Origin of the sequence: Enterobacter sp. SECR19-1250 (genome assembly GCF_013391025.1) — a bacterium.
In the GTDB taxonomy this organism is placed as follows: Bacteria; Pseudomonadota; Gammaproteobacteria; order Enterobacterales; family Enterobacteriaceae; genus Enterobacter; species Enterobacter cloacae.
The window spans coordinates 1-17,155 of sequence record NZ_JACASJ010000101.1 but is presented as its reverse complement, the minus strand read 5'-3'; the positions used below and the strand labels follow the sequence as shown (position 1 = coordinate 17,155).

Annotated in this window: 19 protein-coding genes, 3 tRNA genes and 1 pseudogene; 17 read left to right on the top strand and 6 right to left on the bottom strand. The window is 51.4% G+C overall.

The window, feature by feature from the left end; genetic code table 11:
- The first annotated feature begins 81 nt into the window (after nt 1-81).
- The 3 genes from HX884_RS21040 to yedD all read left to right on the top strand — a co-directional run bounded on the left by HX884_RS21040 (nt 82) and on the right by yedD (nt 1,287).
- Nucleotides 82-321: a hypothetical protein gene (locus HX884_RS21040; RefSeq protein ID WP_178328736.1), complete on the top strand. Its 240-nt coding sequence runs from the start codon at nt 82-84 to the stop codon at nt 319-321.
- Entirely contained in the window at nt 321-641 is a 321-nt protein-coding gene (locus HX884_RS21035; RefSeq protein ID WP_112032451.1) for a hypothetical protein, read from the top strand. The genes HX884_RS21040 and HX884_RS21035 overlap by 1 nt, the downstream gene beginning before the upstream one ends.
- A 232-nt stretch (nt 642-873) precedes the next feature.
- Nucleotides 874-1,287, top strand: coding sequence for a lipoprotein YedD (gene yedD / locus HX884_RS21030; RefSeq protein ID WP_058683406.1), 414 nt, complete (start codon nt 874-876; stop codon nt 1,285-1,287).
- A 74-nt stretch (nt 1,288-1,361) separates the two neighbouring features.
- Here the strand turns inward: yedD and amyA are convergent, their stop codons facing one another.
- From amyA to fliD, 4 genes are all read right to left on the bottom strand, one after another.
- The gene (gene amyA / locus HX884_RS21025; protein WP_058683407.1) at nt 1,362-2,849 is read right to left on the bottom strand and encodes an alpha-amylase; all 1,488 of its coding nucleotides are present in this window, start codon (nt 2,847-2,849) and stop codon (nt 1,362-1,364) included.
- 70 nt (nt 2,850-2,919) lie between these two features.
- Nucleotides 2,920-3,285: a flagellar protein FliT gene (gene fliT, locus HX884_RS21020; protein ID WP_039025586.1), complete on the bottom strand. Its 366-nt coding sequence runs from the start codon at nt 3,283-3,285 to the stop codon at nt 2,920-2,922.
- Nucleotides 3,285-3,698, bottom strand: a complete 414-nt coding sequence (fliS, locus tag HX884_RS21015) for a flagellar export chaperone FliS (protein ID WP_058683408.1) — start codon at nt 3,696-3,698, stop codon at nt 3,285-3,287. Before fliS ends, fliT begins: the two co-directional genes overlap by 1 nt.
- A gap of 12 nt (nt 3,699-3,710) precedes the next feature.
- Complete coding sequence (fliD, locus tag HX884_RS21010) at nt 3,711-5,123, bottom strand: flagellar filament capping protein FliD (protein ID WP_058683409.1); 1,413 nt, start codon at nt 5,121-5,123, stop codon at nt 3,711-3,713.
- A gap of 318 nt (nt 5,124-5,441) precedes the next feature.
- On the opposite strand from fliD, the gene HX884_RS21005 reads away from it, so the two are divergent.
- From HX884_RS21005 to sdiA, 8 genes are all read left to right on the top strand, one after another.
- A complete protein-coding gene (locus HX884_RS21005) occupies nt 5,442-6,566 on the top strand; it encodes a FliC/FljB family flagellin (RefSeq protein ID WP_058683410.1) in 1,125 nt (374 codons plus the stop codon).
- A 163-nt stretch (nt 6,567-6,729) separates the two neighbouring features.
- Nucleotides 6,730-7,449 (top strand): RNA polymerase sigma factor FliA, encoded by a 720-nt coding sequence (locus HX884_RS21000; protein ID WP_013096018.1) that lies wholly within the window; start codon nt 6,730-6,732, stop codon nt 7,447-7,449.
- Nucleotides 7,450-7,503: 54 nt separating this feature from the next.
- The gene (gene fliZ / locus HX884_RS20995) at nt 7,504-8,055 is read left to right on the top strand and encodes a flagella biosynthesis regulatory protein FliZ (protein ID WP_013096019.1); all 552 of its coding nucleotides are present in this window, start codon (nt 7,504-7,506) and stop codon (nt 8,053-8,055) included.
- An 86-nt stretch (nt 8,056-8,141) separates the two neighbouring features.
- Complete coding sequence (tcyJ, locus tag HX884_RS20990; protein ID WP_013096020.1) at nt 8,142-8,942, top strand: cystine ABC transporter substrate-binding protein; 801 nt, start codon at nt 8,142-8,144, stop codon at nt 8,940-8,942.
- Nucleotides 8,943-9,049: 107 nt separating this feature from the next.
- Nucleotides 9,050-10,036, top strand: coding sequence for a D-cysteine desulfhydrase (gene dcyD, locus HX884_RS20985; RefSeq protein ID WP_020687612.1), 987 nt, complete (start codon nt 9,050-9,052; stop codon nt 10,034-10,036).
- 21 nt (nt 10,037-10,057) lie between these two features.
- Entirely contained in the window at nt 10,058-10,726 is a 669-nt protein-coding gene (gene tcyL, locus HX884_RS20980; protein ID WP_013096022.1) for a cystine ABC transporter permease, read from the top strand.
- Nucleotides 10,723-11,475 carry an L-cystine ABC transporter ATP-binding protein TcyN gene (gene tcyN, locus HX884_RS20975; protein WP_013096023.1) on the top strand — a complete coding sequence of 251 codons (753 nt, stop codon included), beginning with the start codon at nt 10,723-10,725 and terminating at the stop codon, nt 11,473-11,475. Before tcyL ends, tcyN begins: the two co-directional genes overlap by 4 nt.
- 221 nt (nt 11,476-11,696) lie before the next feature.
- Nucleotides 11,697-12,419, top strand: a complete 723-nt coding sequence (sdiA, locus tag HX884_RS20970) for a transcriptional regulator SdiA (protein WP_023622078.1) — start codon at nt 11,697-11,699, stop codon at nt 12,417-12,419.
- Nucleotides 12,420-12,484: 65 nt separating this feature from the next.
- On the opposite strand, the gene HX884_RS20965 is transcribed toward sdiA, so the two are convergent.
- On the bottom strand, nt 12,485-12,709 hold the full coding sequence (locus HX884_RS20965) for a DUF2594 family protein (RefSeq protein ID WP_013096025.1): 225 nt from the start codon (nt 12,707-12,709) through the stop codon (nt 12,485-12,487).
- A gap of 466 nt (nt 12,710-13,175) precedes the next feature.
- Here HX884_RS20965 and uvrY point away from each other — a divergent pair, with 466 nt between their 5' ends.
- The 6 genes from uvrY (at nt 13,176) to HX884_RS20935 (ending at nt 16,714) form a co-directional block, all read left to right on the top strand.
- A complete protein-coding gene (gene uvrY, locus HX884_RS20960; protein WP_013096026.1) occupies nt 13,176-13,832 on the top strand; it encodes a UvrY/SirA/GacA family response regulator transcription factor in 657 nt (218 codons plus the stop codon).
- Nucleotides 13,829-15,661, top strand: a complete 1,833-nt coding sequence (uvrC, locus tag HX884_RS20955) for an excinuclease ABC subunit UvrC (RefSeq protein ID WP_013096027.1) — start codon at nt 13,829-13,831, stop codon at nt 15,659-15,661. The genes uvrY and uvrC overlap by 4 nt, the downstream gene beginning before the upstream one ends.
- A 56-nt stretch (nt 15,662-15,717) precedes the next feature.
- The gene (pgsA, locus tag HX884_RS20950) at nt 15,718-16,266 is read left to right on the top strand and encodes a CDP-diacylglycerol--glycerol-3-phosphate 3-phosphatidyltransferase (protein ID WP_013096028.1); all 549 of its coding nucleotides are present in this window, start codon (nt 15,718-15,720) and stop codon (nt 16,264-16,266) included.
- Nucleotides 16,267-16,418: 152 nt separating this feature from the next.
- A tRNA-Gly gene (locus tag HX884_RS20945) sits at nt 16,419-16,494 on the top strand.
- A gap of 47 nt (nt 16,495-16,541) precedes the next feature.
- Nucleotides 16,542-16,615 (top strand) — tRNA-Cys (locus HX884_RS20940).
- Nucleotides 16,616-16,627: 12 nt separating this feature from the next.
- Nucleotides 16,628-16,714: transfer RNA gene (locus HX884_RS20935), tRNA-Leu, on the top strand.
- Nucleotides 16,715-16,840: 126 nt separating this feature from the next.
- Here HX884_RS20935 and HX884_RS27510 read toward each other — a convergent pair.
- Nucleotides 16,841-17,104, bottom strand: a pseudogene (locus HX884_RS27510) (integrase); the annotation flags it as partial.
- Between the last annotated feature and the right edge of the window lie 51 nt (nt 17,105-17,155).

The following is a 17,155-nucleotide window of genomic DNA, read 5'->3' as shown; positions in this document are numbered from 1 at the left end:
ATTTAATACGCCATTATCATGCCTTCAGCCACCACAACAAGGGAAGACCCATATATAAACAGTAATTATGTGGGGGTAAATATGCCACGCACAGCAGACATAAAGACCGCCTTTATTGCGGCAATACAGCTAAATCCTAAGGGTTACCAGTATCTCCTGACTGAGAGCTTCATCGAGAAGCTGCGTGACTACAACTGGCACTTTACCCGGTCAGATGCCAATGCATGGATAGAACGTTATCAGCAAGACTTTGTGGATAAGACACCAGACCACAGCGATAACCGATACTGGATCCTGCGTAACATGGGGAGGGTGCAATAATGGGCTTTCCATCCCCGGCGTCAGATTACGTTGAGCAACAACTATCACCTGTTGTGCTGTGTAACATAGGAGCGGATAGCAGAGTGCTTGAGACAGATATTGGTTTTGCAGTTATCGAGCCGTGCGTGAAAACCTGCGAAGGGGATGTACTTCTGATTCTGAGCGATGGGCGCACGCAATTTGCCAAGCTGATGGGTAAAGCGCTCATTACGGATGATGGGGAGGCAATAGAAGGAGCTGCGCTTGCAGATGTGGAGGTACTTGGAGTGGCGACGTTCTTCATCAACCGAGTAAGGGAAGATGACTGTCCGGTGATGTGATGGGGCATGGGTGGGACACAAAACAGCACTCGCTCTAAGGTGAACTTAGACGACTGAAGTTTTCTACGACTCTAACCATCTGTTATTTGGAGCGCTCTTGGACGATCTTTGTCGATTATGAAAAATGCATGCTCATGTGATGGGGATGCAGGTCTAAGACCTGGACGATCTTCGCTGGCAGCCTTAGCGCTTTAATGCCACAATATTTTTTTCTTCGAATGCAGGAAAGATGATGAAAAAAATAGCAATTGCTGGCGTGCTGCTGGCACTCACCGGGTGCGTACAGGTTGATAGCTACAAGGATGTGATCAAACATCCTGTTCCGGCACATCTGGCGGGATACTGGCAGTCAAAAGGGCCGCAGAGCAAAATGGTCAGCCCGGAGGCGATTGCCACGCTGGTGGTGACGGAGGAGGGCGATACGCTGGACTGCCGTCAATGGCAGCGCGTAATTGCCGTGCCGGGAAAAATCATGCTGCGTTCAGACAGCTATTACAACGTGACCAGCAAGCTGGATATCTACCCGCTGGAGCGCGATGGCTCGGTGCTGGAGTATGATGGCATGGAGCTGCAGAAGGTCGTTCGCCCAACGGTGGAGTGTGCCGATTACCTGAGCAAAAATCCGCTGGAGAGTAAGCTGCCGTAGCTGTTTTTGGTGTTTGCACCCTCTCCCTGTGGGAGAGGGCCGGGGTGAGGGCATCTGGCCGCACTCTTCAAATACTACAATGCATCCTCAATGACCCACACGCTCACGCTTCCGCCTTTGCAGGTAAATGTCCCTTCGCCATCCGCTGCGGTGGTGACAGTTTCTTCACGATTGCCGAGAAAATCACGCCAGGTTTTGTTCCCGTAGTTTTCCCCAAGGCAGATTACCTTCTCGCCATCATCCCCATTGGACATCACCACCACGCAACCGGGATCCTCTTCCGTGCCACTGCGGCTGAATGCGATGCAGTTAGGGTGGTCAAAAAACAGTGTCTGCACGCCGTGGGCAAAGCGCTGACGGGCGAGGATCAGCTCGTGCAGTTGCTCAATCACCGGCATATCAATGTGGTAAGTTTCACCGTCTCCCCTGGTATCGTCATAGCTGGCGCCAAAGAGATCGGGATAAAACACGCTCGGCACGCCATTTTCCCGCAGCAGGATCAGCGCATAGGCCAGCGGTTTAAACCAGGCTTCCACCGGGGCTTCAAGCGCCTGCAACGGCTGGGTGTCATGGTTGGCAACCAGCGTCACCGCATGGAACGGATCGGCCTCCACCAGCGTGCCGGTGAAAATCTGGCTCATGTCGTAGTCCCGCCCCTGGCGCGAGGCCTCGTGGAATTTCATCTGCAGGGGGGCATCAAACAGCATTGTTTTACCCTCGACCTGATTAATATAGGCCTGCAGTTTATCCACCTCGTGCGACCAGTATTCCGCGACGATAAACAGCGGCTGCGTCGCTACTTCCTGAACGTCTTCAATCCACTCCTTATAGAACCAGGCGGGGATGTGTTTGACCGCATCCAGGCGGAATCCGTCGCAGCCGGTTTGTTCCATGACCCAGCGCGCCCAGTACTTGATCTCCTCCGTCACGGCATGGTTACGGAAATCGATATTTTCGCCCATCAGATAGTCGAAATTACCCATTTCGTCATCGACCTGATCGTTCCAGCCTTCGCCGGTGTAGTCATTGACGATTTTGAAGATGCCATCCTCATCGGGGTTTTCGATGTGGTCGATGCCGCTAAAGCATTTGTAATCCCAGACGAACTGCGAATACTGTCCGGCGCGGGCAGGGAAGGTGTAGCGGGTCCAGGCTTCGCACTCGATGATCTCATCATCGATTTGCGTGCGGTCCTGCTCGTTCACGCGCTGAACGCGAACGTGCTCTTTCTCATCGGCGCCCATTTTGTGGTTAACCACCACGTCCAGCAGCACCGCGATGTTATTACTTTTGAGCGCATCAATGGCTTCCAGAAGCTGGGCTTTATCACCGTATTTGGTGGCAACACTGCCTTTCTGGTCAAACTCGCCGAGATCAAACAGATCGTAAGAATCATACCCGACCGAGTAACCGCCCGATGCGCCTTTATAGGCTGGCGGCAGCCAGATCATATTGATGCCGATTTCGTTAAGATTGGGGGCTAATGCCGTGACCTCTCGCCACAATTCACCGCCTGCAGGGTAATACCAGTGAAAGCATTGTAACAGGGTGGGGTTTTTCATCGTCCGTGCTCCAGAAGCCGTTTGACTGACTTCTGGAGTATGGGAGAAATTTGTGAAAACGATCAAAAAATTATTGTGAGGCGGTGGGCGCATCTGGTACCAGCACCACACCAGAGAGGTTTCCGTAAGCTGATGACAGGGAGTTCTGCTGAACACCGTTTTTAATCAATTTCTTAAGCTCCTCCATGCGGATATTGAGCAGGCGTTTAACCTCGTTTTCGTTTTCAATAACAATTCTCAGGACTTCCCGAATCTGAGGCGCGCAGGCGTCATCGGCAGTAAACTGCTCTTGTGATAAACTTTCCACAAGTTGTACATATTCAATTTCTCCTTCAACCAATTCATCCCATTTATTCTCGGTTGCCAACTTTAACATTTTCTGACTCACTGAACGAAGCAGTAACCATTTTTGCAAGGATGAATAGGACGCGCTCATTAATATTTTTCCTGGTTCGCTTTAGATGAATGTGGGGCAACCTCTTTCCACGCTTCGGAAATATTACTGAGGAGTGCATGCACTTCAGCTATCGCAGTCTGATCATTGTGTAGATTTGCATGTAGTAAGCGACGAGTCATATACGCATACAAGCTATCAAGGTTCTCACAAAGTTCACGGTTTACATTAAAATCGAGGCCGGACTGCAAGCCGTTCGATATAATATTAATAGCTTTGGATAATGCCTGACCTTTCCCTGAGATATCACCCTGTTCTATCAGGATTTGTGCTCTTTTTAACGCGCTTAGCGCGCCATCAAAGAGCATATTCACCAGCTGATATGGGGAAGCGCTTAATACTGCGCTTTCCACTTCGATGTTTGCATAAGCAGTGATGCCCGTACGGCTATACATGCAAATTCCTTATTACGAGTTCATAGCGGTAAACTGCTGCGACAGGTAATTTCCTGTATTGGTCAGTTTATTTACCAACGAGTTAAGCGAAGTGAACTGCTTCTTATAGCGTTCAATCGTATTGTTGATGCTGAGTGTGGTGCTGTCGATTCGCACTTTAAGCTTTTTCAGCGAGCTATTAATGCCATCGGTTGCACTTTGAACGACTCCGTCATCTGCCAGGAATTTTTTCAGCAGGTCATTGGTCTGTACGCCAAACCCGGTTTTCTCGCCATCACCGCCGAAGAATTGGGTCACGCTACCCGGTTTTTCGTTCAGGGCTTTGTCCAGCTTGGTGCTGTCAACGGTAAGTTTACCGTTCACATCCTGCGTAATGCCCATTGATGACAGCGTTGCGTAGTCTGTCGGTTGGCTGCTGATCACCATTGAACGCAGACGCGTCTGAATATTTCGCAGCGTACCGTCTCCCATCAGATCACCGTTGCTACTGTCTTGCGAAGTGCTGCCCTGATCAACCGCAGTATATTTCGTCTGTGAAGAAATCGTCGTTTGCAATGAGTTGTAAGCATCGACAAAGGTCTGAATCGCTGTCTTCATTGCCGTATTATCACGCGCTACCGTTAATTGTTCAGGTTTATTTTCTTCGGTCTGTTTTGTCAGGGTTAACGTTAATCCATCCTGCGCATCTGAAATCGTATTACTGCTTCGCGTGATCGTAATGTCATTGATCTTTACCACCGCGTCAGCCGCCTTAACCGTTTGGGTCAGGCCATTTCCGGTCGTGGCAGCCGGATCGTACGCCAGATTTTGCTTAAGCTTATCATCGCCGGAGACTGTGACCGTCATGGCATTTGTTAACCCTGTATCCTTTGAGGTAAGAGACAAGTAATACGAATCATCGTCCGCTTTAATAATACTGGCCGTTACGCTGCCGTTTTGCTTGTTAATAGCGTCGCGAATGCCCGATAAGGATGTTTGATCATCCGTTAACGTGACGGTCATCGGTGTTTTTTGTCCGGGTTGCGTAATGGTAATCGTGCGGGAGTTACCCGCTGTAGTACCACCGATACTGTCTGTTTTATTGGTAAATTCTTTCGATGTCAGCGTTTGAGACTGAGCGAGACCGATCACCTCAATAGAATAATTGCCCGCAGGTACCCCCGCATCAACGGTGGCCGTAAACGCTGTGTTTTTACTGGTTACAGACGTCGTGGCAATTTTATCCGCTTTAGCAAGTGCTTCGGCTGCCGTTTGCACTTTTTGTAGCGAACTCTTGACCAGACCCCACGCAGTAAGCTGGGCTTTGAACGACGTCTGCTGAGTCGTTAACGGGGTTAAGCGCTGCTGCTCACTAGTTGAGAGTTGGTCCAACAGGGCACTCAGGCCCAGGTTTGAACCTGCATCAAGAGAACTAACACTTGCCATTACATTTTCCTTTTGAATGAGAACCAATGGAATGGGTATCGGCACATTGCCCAGGAAGTTTAGCGAAAAAGAAAAGTTATCAATTGCACAATAAAAAGACTTTTTAGGAAGCTATTCCACCGCTCAGTCAGGCCGTGGACCTTAGACAAGAAAAAAAGGAAAAGGAGCAGGGGGAATATTCAGAAAGAAAATAAAAAATACAGGGGATGTGAAAAAAATACCTAAAGGTTCGTTTTGGGCTGTCGATAACCTGGTTAACGGCGCGAAAGCCGTAGGCCAGCGGCCTGAAACTTAACACTTTATGAAGGATACTCAATTATGGCAGTAATCAATACTAACAGCCTGTCGCTGATGACGCAGACTAACCTGAACAAATCTCAGTCTTCTCTGGGTACAGCTATTGAGCGTTTGTCTTCTGGTCTTCGTATTAACAGTGCAAAAGATGACGCTGCTGGCCAGGCAATCGCCAACCGCTTCACCTCTAACATCAACGGCCTCACCGTTGCTGCGCGTAACGCTAACGACGGTATCTCTCTGTCCCAGACCGCTGAAGGCGCGCTGAGCGAAATCAACAACAACCTGCAACGTGTTCGTGACCTGACCGTTCAGGCGCAGAACAGCTCTAACTCTGCATCTGATATCGATTCCATCCAGTCTGAAGTCAACCAGCGCATGGAAGAGATCAACCGCGTTACTAAGCAGACTGATTTTAACGGCATCAAAATTCTTGATAACCGTACTGCTGGTAACACTAACTACGATTTCCAGGTTGGTTCTAAAGACAATGAGCAGATCAGCATTGCAATTGGTTCAAGTGCGGGCTGGAACCTGGCTACTGCTGGTACTGGCGGTACTTCAGGTGAATCAATCAACACCTATAAATTTACTACTACTGATGCGCTGAAAACTGCGAAAGATGATCTCGCTACTAAGAAAACGGATCTTGAAACCGCCCAGACAGCTCTTGCAGCAAACCCAACAGATGCTGCCCTTCAGGCGGATGTGACAACTGCCCAGACTGCGCTTACTACTTCACAAACCGCGTTCGATACTGCGCTGAAAGCCTCTACCACAGCTGGCGAAGCCGTAAATGGCAATGCTCGTACCGTTGCTGCTGAAGGCTTTGATGTACTGAAAGGTAAAGTCGCTGCGGATGGTACTGCTACAGGTACTACCCCGCTGGCAGATATCGATGCTGCTCTGAAAGCAGTGGATTCTCAGCGCAGCTTGCTGGGTGCTTCCCAGAACCGTTTCGAATCTACCATTACTAACCTGAACAACACTGTGAACAACCTGACCGATGCTCGCAGCCGTATTCAGGATTCCGACTACGCGACCGAAGTGTCCAACATGTCCCGCGCGCAGATCCTGCAGCAGGCTGGCTCTTCTGTTCTGGCTCAGGCCAACCAGGTTCCGCAAACCATGCTGTCCCTGCTGCGTTAATTCGCAATTTGCCGACAAACCCCGCTTCGGCGGGGTTTTTTCTGTCCGCATACACACGTAACCCCCCAAATAACCCCTCTTTTCACCCACTATTCATCCAATTGAACGCCCTGCAGAATCGGATAATCATGCCGATAACTCAACTAACGCAGGGCTGTTTATCGTGAATTCACTCTATACCGCTGAAGGTGTAATGGATAAACACTCGCTGTGGCAGCGTTATGTCCCGCTGGTGCGCCACGAAGCATTGCGCCTCCAGGTGCGTTTGCCGGCGAGCGTGGAACTGGACGATCTGCTACAGGCGGGCGGTATCGGGTTATTGAATGCAGTTGACCGATACGACGCTCTGCAAGGAACGGCATTTACCACTTACGCAGTTCAGCGTATTCGTGGTGCGATGCTGGACGAGCTGCGCAGCCGGGACTGGGTGCCGCGCAGTGTTCGCCGCAACGCGCGCGAAGTGGCGCATGCGATGGGGCAGCTGGAACAGGAACTGGGACGCAACGCGACGGAAACGGAAGTGGCGGAACGGCTTGGTATTCCTGTTGAAGAGTATCGTCAGATGTTGCTCGATACCAATAATAGCCAACTCTTCTCTTATGACGAGTGGCGCGAAGAGCATGGCGATAGCATCGAGCTGGTGACGGATGAGCATCAGCAAGAAAACCCGTTACACCATTTAATGGAAGGTAATTTACGCCAGCGCGTGATGGAAGCCATTGAAGCTTTGCCAGAGCGCGAACAGCTGGTGTTAACCCTCTATTATCAGGAAGAGCTTAATCTCAAAGAGATTGGCGCTGTTCTGGAAGTGGGAGAGTCGCGGGTAAGCCAGCTGCACAGCCAGGCCATCAAACGCTTACGAACCAAGCTGGGTAAGTTATAGGTGATTGATTCACCTGAAAAATGCCGCACAACGTATTGACAACCAGGAGTTATCATGACGGTGCAGCAATCTAAAAGACGGCCTTTAAGCCGCTACCTGAAAGACTTTAAACACAGCCAGACGCATTGCGCCCACTGTAACAAGTTACTCGATCGTATCACGCTGGTTCGTCGTGGCGAAATCGTCAATAAAATTGCGATTTCTCGTCTCGACACGTTGATGGACGAAGCCGCGTGGCTCGAAGAGCAGAAAGAGTGGGTGGCGCTTTGCCGTTTCTGTGGCGATCTCCACTGCAAAGAGCAAAGCGACTTCTTCGATATTATCGGTTTCAAACAGTTCCTGTTTGAACAGACCGAGATGAGTCACGGGACCGTTCGCGAATACGTGGTTCGCCTGCGTCGCCTGGGACAGCATCTCACCGTGAATAATATTTCCCGCGATCTGCTCAAGACCGGCTATCTGGATGAAAACCTGGAGCCGTGGCTGCCTGCGACCAGTACTAATAACTACCGTATTGCGCTGCGCAAGTACGCACAATATAAGGTCCAAATGCCGGCGGCGGTAAAGCAGAAAGCCCACGCCGGGACAACTTCTGATATATATTAAAAAAGAATAAGATGTAGCGCAGTCGCCTTTGACCTTGCAGGCGATTTCTCTACACTACACAAAAATTCCACTATATCGGGGTACTTATGAAATTAGCACTTCTGGGTCGTCAGGCGCTGATGGGCGTTATGGCCGTTGCGCTGGTCGCGGGAATGAGCGTGAAAACCTTCGCCGCAGAGAACCTGCTTAACAAAGTGAAAGAGCGCGGTACGCTGTTGGTCGGGCTGGAAGGAACCTATCCTCCGTTCAGCTTCCAGGGTGATGACGGTAAACTGACCGGTTTCGAAGTGGAATTTGCAGAGGAACTGGCGAAACACCTTGGGGTGAAAGCGTCCCTGAAACCGACCAAATGGGACGGTATGCTGGCGTCGCTGGATTCCAAACGTATTGATGTGGTGATTAACCAGGTGACCATTTCTGACGAGCGTAAGAAGAAGTATGACTTCTCCACGCCGTACACCGTGTCCGGTATCCAGGCGCTGGTGAAGAAAGGTAACGAAGGCTCAATCAAAACGGCCGCGGATCTGAAAGGTAAAAAAGTCGGTGTCGGTCTGGGAACCAACTACGAAGAGTGGCTGCGCCAGAACGTTCAGGGTGTGGATATCCGCACCTATGATGATGACCCGACAAAATACCAGGATCTCCGCGTTGGCCGTATCGATGCCATCCTGGTTGACCGTCTGGCGGCACTGGATCTGGTGAAGAAAACCAACAACACCCTGGCGGTCGCCGGTGATGCGTTCTCTCGTCAGGAATCAGGGGTTGCTGTCCGTAAAGGTAACGAAGACCTGGTCAAGGCGATCGACTCCGCCATTGCGGATATGCAAAAAGACGGCAGCCTGAAAGCGCTTTCTGAGAAGTGGTTTGGGGCAGACGTCACCAAATAAGTCTTTGACGTTAAAAAAAGGCGCTTTTAAAAGCGCCTTTTTTATTTCTTACGCGTCTGCGTGCATAATGAAAAATATCACATTTTGTCTGAGTTACCGGAGAACCCATGTCACTACAGAATTTAACGCGCTTTCCCCGCCTGGAGTTCATCGGCGCGCCGACGCCGCTGGAGTATCTGCCGCGATTTTCTGACTATTTAGGACGCGATATTTTTATTAAGCGTGATGACGTGACGCCAATGGCGATGGGGGGCAATAAGCTGCGCAAACTGGAGTTTCTGGCGGCTGACGCGCTGCGTGAAGGGGCGGATACGCTCGTCACCGCAGGGGCGATTCAGTCCAACCACGTTCGCCAGACGGCGGCGGTGGCGGCAAAACTTGGGCTGCACTGCGTGGCGTTGCTGGAAAACCCAATCGGTACACGGGCAGAGAACTACCTGACCAACGGCAACCGTTTGCTGCTAGATCTCTTTAACGTGCAGGTTGAAATGGTCGATGCGTTGACCGACCCGACCGCACAGCTCGATGAGCTGGCCACACGCCTTGAAGCACAGGGCTTTCGTCCGTATGTCATTCCGGTGGGCGGCTCGAATGCGCTGGGTGCGCTGGGGTATGTGGAAAGCGCGCTGGAGATTGCTCAGCAGTGCGAAGGGGCGGTGAGCCTCTCGTCAGTGGTGGTTGCCTCTGGCAGTGCGGGCACGCACGCGGGGCTGGCCGTCGGGCTGGAGCACCTGCTGCCGGACGTTGAGCTGATTGGTGTGACGGTATCGCGCAGCGTTGCGGATCAGAAACCCAAAGTGGTGAGCTTGCAGCAGGCGGTGGCAGAGCAGCTGGAGCTGAAGGCAAAGGCCGATATTCTGCTGTGGGACGACTATTTTGCGCCGGGTTACGGCACACCGAACGAAGAGGGAATGGAAGCGGTTAAACTGCTGGCGCGCCTTGAGGGCATACTGCTGGATCCGGTCTATACGGGCAAAGCGATGGCCGGGCTTATTGATGGCATTGCGCAGAAACGCTTTAAGGATGAAGGGCCGATTTTATTTGTGCACACCGGCGGCGCGCCCGCGCTGTTTGCCTATCATCCTCATGTCTAAAAATCAGGTCGAAAAATAATAATGCAAGAAAGTATTCAACTGGTTATCGATTCGCTGCCGTTCCTGCTGAAAGGCGCGGTGTTCACCTTACAGCTCAGTATTGGTGGCATGTTCTTCGGCCTGGTCCTCGGGTTTGTGCTGGCCTTAATGCGTATGTCGCCCGTCTGGCCGGTGCGCTGGCTGGCTCGTTTTTATATCTCTGTGTTTCGCGGCACGCCGCTTATCGCGCAGCTCTTTATGATCTACTACGGTTTACCGCAGTTCGGGATTGAACTGGACCCGATCCCGGCGGCGATGATTGGTCTGTCGCTTAATACGGCGGCGTATACCTCGGAAACCCTGCGTGCGGCAATTTCGTCGATTGATAAAGGGCAGTGGGAAGCCGCAGCCAGTATCGGTATGACACCGTGGCAAACCTTGCGCCGGGCCATTCTGCCGCAGGCGGCGCGGGTGGCGTTGCCACCGCTCAGCAACAGCTTTATCAGCCTGGTGAAAGACACCTCGCTGGCGGCGACGATTCAGGTGCCGGAGCTGTTCCGTCAGGCGCAGCTTATCACCTCGCGCACGCTTGAAGTGTTTACCATGTATCTTGCTGCCTCGCTGATCTACTGGGTGATGGCAACGGTGCTGTCTGCCCTGCAAAACTATTTTGAAAACCAGCTTAACCGCCAGGAGCGTGATCCAAAATGAGTGCTATCGACGTTAAAAACCTGGTGAAGAAATTCCACGGGCAAACGGTGCTCCACGGGATCGATCTGGAGGTGGAGCAGGGTGAAGTGGTGGCGATTATCGGCCCGAGCGGCTCAGGAAAAACCACGCTGCTGCGCAGCATTAACCTGCTTGAACAGCCGGAGGGAGGCACCATTCGGGTTGGGGAGATCACCATTGATACCGGTAAATCCATCAGCCAGCAAAAAGGCTTGATCCGCCAGCTGCGCCAGCACGTGGGGTTTGTTTTCCAGAGCTTCAATCTGTTCCCGCACCGGACGGTGCTGGAGAACATTATTGAAGGTCCGGTGATTGTGAAAGGTGAACCAAAAGAGGAAGCCACGGCACGCGCGCGTGAACTGCTCGCCAAAGTGGGGCTGGCAGGGAAAGAGACCAGCTATCCGCGTCGTCTTTCGGGCGGGCAACAGCAGCGTGTGGCGATAGCCCGCGCGCTGGCAATGCGCCCGGATGTGATCCTCTTTGACGAACCCACTTCTGCGCTTGATCCTGAGCTGGTGGGCGAGGTGCTTAACACTATTCGTCAGCTGGCGCAGGAAAAACGCACCATGGTCATTGTGACTCACGAAATGAGCTTTGCCCGTGACGTCGCCGACCGGGCTATTTTCATGGATCAAGGACGGATTGTGGAGCAGGGGCCGGCAAAAAGTTTATTTGCCAACCCGCAGCAGCCGCGAACCCGTCAATTCCTTGAAAAATTCCTTATGCAGTAGCATTTTTGCACGCATTTGCTCCAGATTTTTCTTCTGGAGCAAATTATTCTCTCGCGGTTTCGTCTGCCATGTTTTTTTATTCCGCTCAGTACAGATAAACCTTATCAAAACTAAAGTTAATTGTGCTATTGCCGATATTTTGTGGTTAGAAATAAGTTTTATGTGTTAGGTTATATTCACCTTAATAATGAATATCATTTCAGAGGCTTCATTTAGTAAGTATGAAGGATTCAGACTTTTTCACCTGGCGACGGGATTGCTTCCTCCGGTTTCAGGCACTGACCAGTGCCAGTGAGGTATATCAGGAACTACAGCGACAAACTCAGGCGCTCGAATTTGATTATTACGCACTCTGTGTACGCCATCCTGTGCCATTTACGCGCCCCAGGATATCTGTACACGCCACGTATCCACAACGGTGGATGGCGCAATATCAGTCAGAGAATTATTTCGCCATTGATCCGGTGCTCAAACCGGAGAATTTCATTCAGGGCCATTTACCCTGGACGGATGAATTATTCGCGGACGCAGAGGCATTATGGAATGGCGCACGCGACCATGGCTTGCGTAAGGGAATAACACAGTGCCTGATGCTGCCAAATCACGCGCTCGGTTTCCTGTCCGTTTCGTGTACCAGCGTTCAGGCGGGCGCGATCACCAGCGAAGAATTAGAGCTGCGGTTGCAGATGCTGCTGCAAATGGCGTTAACCAGCCTGCTGCGTTTTGAAGATGAGATGGTGATGCCACCCGAAATGAAATTCAGCAAACGTGAGCGGGAAATTCTGAAATGGACTGCGGAAGGGAAGACATCAGCGGAAATAGCGATCATTCTCTCTATCTCGGAGAATACCGTTAACTTCCATCAGAAGAATATGCAGAAGAAATTCAACGCGCCAAACAAGACGCAGATTGCGTGTTACGCGGCGGCGACAGGGTTAATCTGAGCAGAGAGAACGTTCTGCGTGCCAGACGAGATAACGGCTGAATGCAACACATTCAGCCGTTTTTTTTACTGACGGTAGGCTTGTTTAATTTGCTTAACAGTATTGGCAAATACCGCTGACTCAGCCTGGTTTTCCATCTGCGCGATTTGCTTTTCCATTTTAATGATCACACGTCCGGCGTCAGCCTGACCCATTGCCTGTAACATCAGCGTCAGCAGGGCTTTCAGGCAGTTGACTTCCTGGGCCAGTTCCTGGCTATTCTCCGCAGTTGCAAATTCAGGTGTGCTCATTTATTTTCCTCGTTATAAAACAGCGCTCGCGCGCGATGATGCAAGTCAAGGCGGCGGAGTATACCACAAGCTGTTCCAAAAAATGCAGCGGTTGTTTTTCATACTTTTCCGCAGGGTGTTTATTTGCATAAACACCGCGTGCCAGTAAACTGTACAGGGTCGAAGATTATTAATTGTTTATGGCCGGTTCGCTTGCCGTTAATTATTGTTACAAAAATTTGAGAACTGTTTTTTTGACCGTGACGGGGCAGCGATTTTTGTAACTTTTTGAATACAGATGCTTAAAAAAAGCCGTGCAAGCGCTCACCGCGCGGGCTTTCTTTCCAGCATCTGTACAGGCTAATTTCCAAAAACGCGAGCGAAATCGAATAGCCGGTTTTTTAACGTTTTAATCTTGTGAGGAAAAACGTTAATATAAAGCCAATTATCACTCAGTATCGTTATCCCTATTCTGGAGACATTCCCTTTGATCAACGTCCTTCTTGTTGATGACCACGAACTGGTGCGCGCAGGGATACGACGCATTCTTGAAGATATAAAAGGTATTAAAGTTGCCGGTGAGGCGTGCTGTGGCGAAGATGCCGTTAAATGGTGCCGCACCAATTCAGCCGATGTGGTGCTGATGGATATGAACATGCCCGGTATCGGTGGGCTTGAAGCAACACGCAAAATCGCGCGTACCTTTGTTGACACAAAAGTCATCATGCTGACCGTACATACCGAAAACCCGCTTCCTGCGAAGGTAATGCAGGCGGGGGCGGCAGGTTACCTCAGTAAAGGCGCCGCGCCGCAGGAAGTGGTGAACGCGATTCGTTCCGTCTTTGCCGGCCAGCGTTACATTGCTTCCGACATTGCGCAACAAATGGCGCTGAGCCAGATTGAGCCGGAGAAAACCGAATCTCCGTTTGCCAGTTTGTCTGAGCGTGAATTGCAGATTATGCTGATGATCACCAAAGGCCAGAAGGTCAATGAGATCTCGGAGCAACTGAATCTCAGCCCGAAAACGGTGAACAGCTATCGTTATCGGATGTTCAGTAAACTGAACATCCACGGTGATGTTGAACTGACTCATCTTGCCATCCGTCATGGTCTGTGTAATGCGGAGACGTTATTAAGTCAGTGAGTGATGTATTTGATTCAAAAGCATTTCTGAAAACCGTGACCAGCCAGCCTGGCGTTTATCGCATGTATGACGCTGGCGGTACGGTTATCTACGTGGGGAAGGCGAAAGATCTCAAGAAACGCCTCTCCAGCTATTTTCGCAGCAACCTTGCCTCCCGTAAGACTGAAGCGCTGGTCGCGCTTATCCAGAATATTGATGTCACCGTCACCCATACGGAGACAGAAGCACTCCTGCTTGAGCACAACTATATTAAGCTCTATCAGCCGCGCTATAACGTTCTGCTCCGGGATGATAAATCCTACCCGTTTATTTTTCTGAGCGGCGATACCCATCCCCGGCTCGCGATGCACCGTGGTGCGAAACATGCGAAGGGTGAATACTTTGGGCCGTTTCCTAACGGCTATGCCGTGCGTGAGACGCTGGCGCTGCTGCAAAAAATCTTTCCTGTTCGTCAGTGCGAAAACAGTGTCTACCGTAACCGCTCGCGCCCGTGCCTTCAGTACCAGATTGGCCGCTGCCTGGGGCCCTGCGTCGCCGGGCTGGTGAGTGAAGAAGAGTACGCGCAGCAGGTTGAGTACGTGCGCCTGTTTTTAGCCGGTAAAGACGATCAGGTCCTGACCCAACTGATTGCCCGTATGGAGAAAGCCAGCGCCGCGCTGGAGTTTGAAGAGGCCGCGCGCATACGTGACCAGATTCAGGCGGTGCGCCGGGTGACGGAGAAACAGTTTGTTTCGAACACCGGTGACGATCTCGACGTGATCGGCGTTGCCTTTGATGCCGGTCTGGCCTGTGTGCATGTGCTGTTTATTCGTCAGGGCAAAGTGCTCGGCAGCCGCAGCTATTTCCCGAAAGTACCAGGCGGTACGGAGCTGGGTGAAGTGGTTGAGACTTTTGTCGGCCAGTTTTATCTGCAGGGGAGCCAGATGCGCACGCTGCCGTCGGAGATCCTGCTTGATTTTAACCTTGCGGATAAAACCCTGCTGGCCGATTCTTTATCCGAGCTGGCGGGACGCCGGGTGAATGTCCAGACCAAACCGCGCGGCGACCGTGCGCGTTATCTGAAGCTGGCGCGTACCAATGCCGCGACAGCGCTCAGCACCAAACTTTCCCAGCAGTCGACGGTCAGCCAGCGTTTAACGGCTCTGGCGACGCTTCTGAAATTGCCGGAAGTGAAACGCATGGAGTGTTTCGACATCAGCCATACCATGGGGGAGCAGACCGTTGCTTCCTGCGTGGTGTTCGATGCGAACGGTCCGCTGCGTGCTGAGTATCGTCGCTACAACATCACCGGCATCACCCCGGGGGATGACTATGCGGCAATGAATCAGGTGCTGCGTCGTCGCTATGGTAAAGCCATTGAAGAGAGCAAGATCCCGGATGTGATCCTGATTGACGGCGGGAAAGGGCAGCTCGGCCAGGCGAAGGCGGTCTTTGAATCCCTGGATGTCAGCTGGGATAAAAACCATCCCCTGCTGTTGGGGGTGGCAAAAGGGGCCGATCGTAAAGCCGGGCTGGAGACGCTGTTCTTCGAGCCGGAAGGTGAGGGCTTTAGCCTGCCGCCGGATTCCCCGGCGCTGCATGTTATTCAGCATATTCGCGATGAGTCGCACGATCATGCCATCAGCGGTCACCGTAAAAAACGGGCGAAGGTGAAAAACACCAGCACGCTGGAGACCATTGAAGGCGTTGGGCCAAAACGTCGCCAGATGCTGCTGAAGTATATGGGCGGATTGCAAGGATTACTCAACGCCAGCATGGAGGAAATTGCAAAAGTGCCGGGTATTTCGCAAGGGCTGGCAGAAAAGATCTACTACTCGTTGAAACATTGAGGGCTCTGTAGCAACATAGAGCTAAATTTTACTGACAACAAATAGTTACCGTCATTATGCAATATAACATCCCTACGTTGCTCACTCTCTTTCGCGTCGTGCTTATCCCGTTCTTTGTACTCGCGTTTTATCTGCCGTTTGTCTGGGCCCCTTTTGCCTGTGCGCTGATTTTCCTGGTTGCCGCGGTCACCGACTGGTTTGATGGTTATCTGGCGCGCCGCTGGAACCAAAGCACCCGTTTTGGTGCTTTCCTCGATCCGGTGGCCGATAAAGTGATGGTGGCTATTGCCATGGTGCTGGTGGCTGAACATTACCATACCTGGTGGGTGACACTCCCAGCCGCCACCATGATTGGACGCGAGATCATCATCTCTGCACTGCGTGAATGGATGGCTGAACTGGGTAAACGCAGCAGCGTGGCGGTATCCTGGATCGGTAAAGTGAAAACCACCGCGCAAATGGCGGCGCTGGTCTGGATGCTGTGGCGTCCGAACGCCTGGGTAGAGTGGGCGGGAATCGGCCTGCTGTGGGTTGCCGCGGTGCTGACCCTGTGGTCAATGCTGCAATATTTGAACGCGGCGCGCGGAGATTTGCTTGAACAGTGATCGTTTCGCCGTAATTTTCAGCAAACGATCCGGGGATGCAAAAAATAACGTTGACTCATCACGTCATATCAGTAGAATGCAACGCATCGAACGGCGGCACAGTTAGCCGGACGATAATGAAATCAAGTGGTTAGCAGTTAACTTGATGACATGCGGGAATAGCTCAGTTGGTAGAGCACGACCTTGCCAAGGTCGGGGTCGCGAGTTCGAGTCTCGTTTCCCGCTCCAGATTAAAGACATGCGCAATAGCGGGTGTCAGTTTGAAAAAGTTTTACGGCGCGTTAGCAAAGCGGTTATGTAGCGGATTGCAAATCCGTCTAGTCCGGTTCGACTCCGGAACGCGCCTCCACTTTCTTCCCGAGCCCGGATGGTGGAATCGGTAGACACAAGGGATTTAAAATCCCTCGGCGTTCGCGCTGTGTGGGTTCAAGTCCCACTCCGGGTACCATGGGAAACAAAGAATAATCAAAGCAATAAGCAGTGTCGTGAAACCACCGAAAGGTGGTTTTTTTGTTATGTAGCCATTTTTCCGAAGATGCGTCCGAAGATGATTTTCCCTCGGACGCATAACCAATCAGTTTTTCTGACCGCCAACAACTGGTACCACTTTTACTTTTCTGTCATAAATTGCCGTTTGTCGCGAGTTCTTATGGCCGGAAATTGCCTGTTTCTCTTCAAGGCTGCCCTCCAGATCTGAAATGCCTTTTGCTTTCAGATCGTGGAAAGTGAAATCAATCGACAGGTTAGGGTACTTAGCCTGGGCTGCGAGTTTTGCCTCTCGCCAGCGCGAATTAAAACCATCACGGGTGTATTTGCTTCCACTGGGTTGATGGATGACTTTGTTGAATAAATCGAACTTTTGCTGAGTTGAAGGATCAGATCACGCATC

What these genes read in the sequence shown, in the direction of transcription:
- fliD (WP_058683409.1), bottom strand. Translation starts at nt 5,123, where the DNA reads ATGGCAAGTGTTAGTTCTCTTGATGCAGGTTCAAACCTGGGCCTGAGT.
- fliZ (WP_013096019.1), top strand. Translation starts at nt 7,504, where the DNA reads ATGACGGTGCAGCAATCTAAAAGACGGCCTTTAAGCCGCTACCTGAAA.
- tcyJ (WP_013096020.1), top strand. Translation starts at nt 8,142, where the DNA reads ATGAAATTAGCACTTCTGGGTCGTCAGGCGCTGATGGGCGTTATGGCC.
- HX884_RS21005 (WP_058683410.1), top strand. Translation starts at nt 5,442, where the DNA reads ATGGCAGTAATCAATACTAACAGCCTGTCGCTGATGACGCAGACTAAC.
- fliT (WP_039025586.1), bottom strand. Translation starts at nt 3,285, where the DNA reads ATGAGCGCGTCCTATTCATCCTTGCAAAAATGGTTACTGCTTCGTTCA.
- tcyN (WP_013096023.1), top strand. Translation starts at nt 10,723, where the DNA reads ATGAGTGCTATCGACGTTAAAAACCTGGTGAAGAAATTCCACGGGCAA.
- amyA (WP_058683407.1), bottom strand. Translation starts at nt 2,849, where the DNA reads ATGAAAAACCCCACCCTGTTACAATGCTTTCACTGGTATTACCCTGCA.
- HX884_RS20965 (WP_013096025.1), bottom strand. Translation starts at nt 12,709, where the DNA reads ATGAGCACACCTGAATTTGCAACTGCGGAGAATAGCCAGGAACTGGCC.
- yedD (WP_058683406.1), top strand. Translation starts at nt 874, where the DNA reads ATGAAAAAAATAGCAATTGCTGGCGTGCTGCTGGCACTCACCGGGTGC.
- dcyD (WP_020687612.1), top strand. Translation starts at nt 9,050, where the DNA reads ATGTCACTACAGAATTTAACGCGCTTTCCCCGCCTGGAGTTCATCGGC.
- HX884_RS21035 (WP_112032451.1), top strand. Translation starts at nt 321, where the DNA reads ATGGGCTTTCCATCCCCGGCGTCAGATTACGTTGAGCAACAACTATCA.
- fliS (WP_058683408.1), bottom strand. Translation starts at nt 3,698, where the DNA reads ATGTATAGCCGTACGGGCATCACTGCTTATGCAAACATCGAAGTGGAA.
- sdiA (WP_023622078.1), top strand. Translation starts at nt 11,697, where the DNA reads ATGAAGGATTCAGACTTTTTCACCTGGCGACGGGATTGCTTCCTCCGG.
- pgsA (WP_013096028.1), top strand. Translation starts at nt 15,718, where the DNA reads ATGCAATATAACATCCCTACGTTGCTCACTCTCTTTCGCGTCGTGCTT.
- tcyL (WP_013096022.1), top strand. Translation starts at nt 10,058, where the DNA reads ATGCAAGAAAGTATTCAACTGGTTATCGATTCGCTGCCGTTCCTGCTG.
- HX884_RS21040 (WP_178328736.1), top strand. Translation starts at nt 82, where the DNA reads ATGCCACGCACAGCAGACATAAAGACCGCCTTTATTGCGGCAATACAG.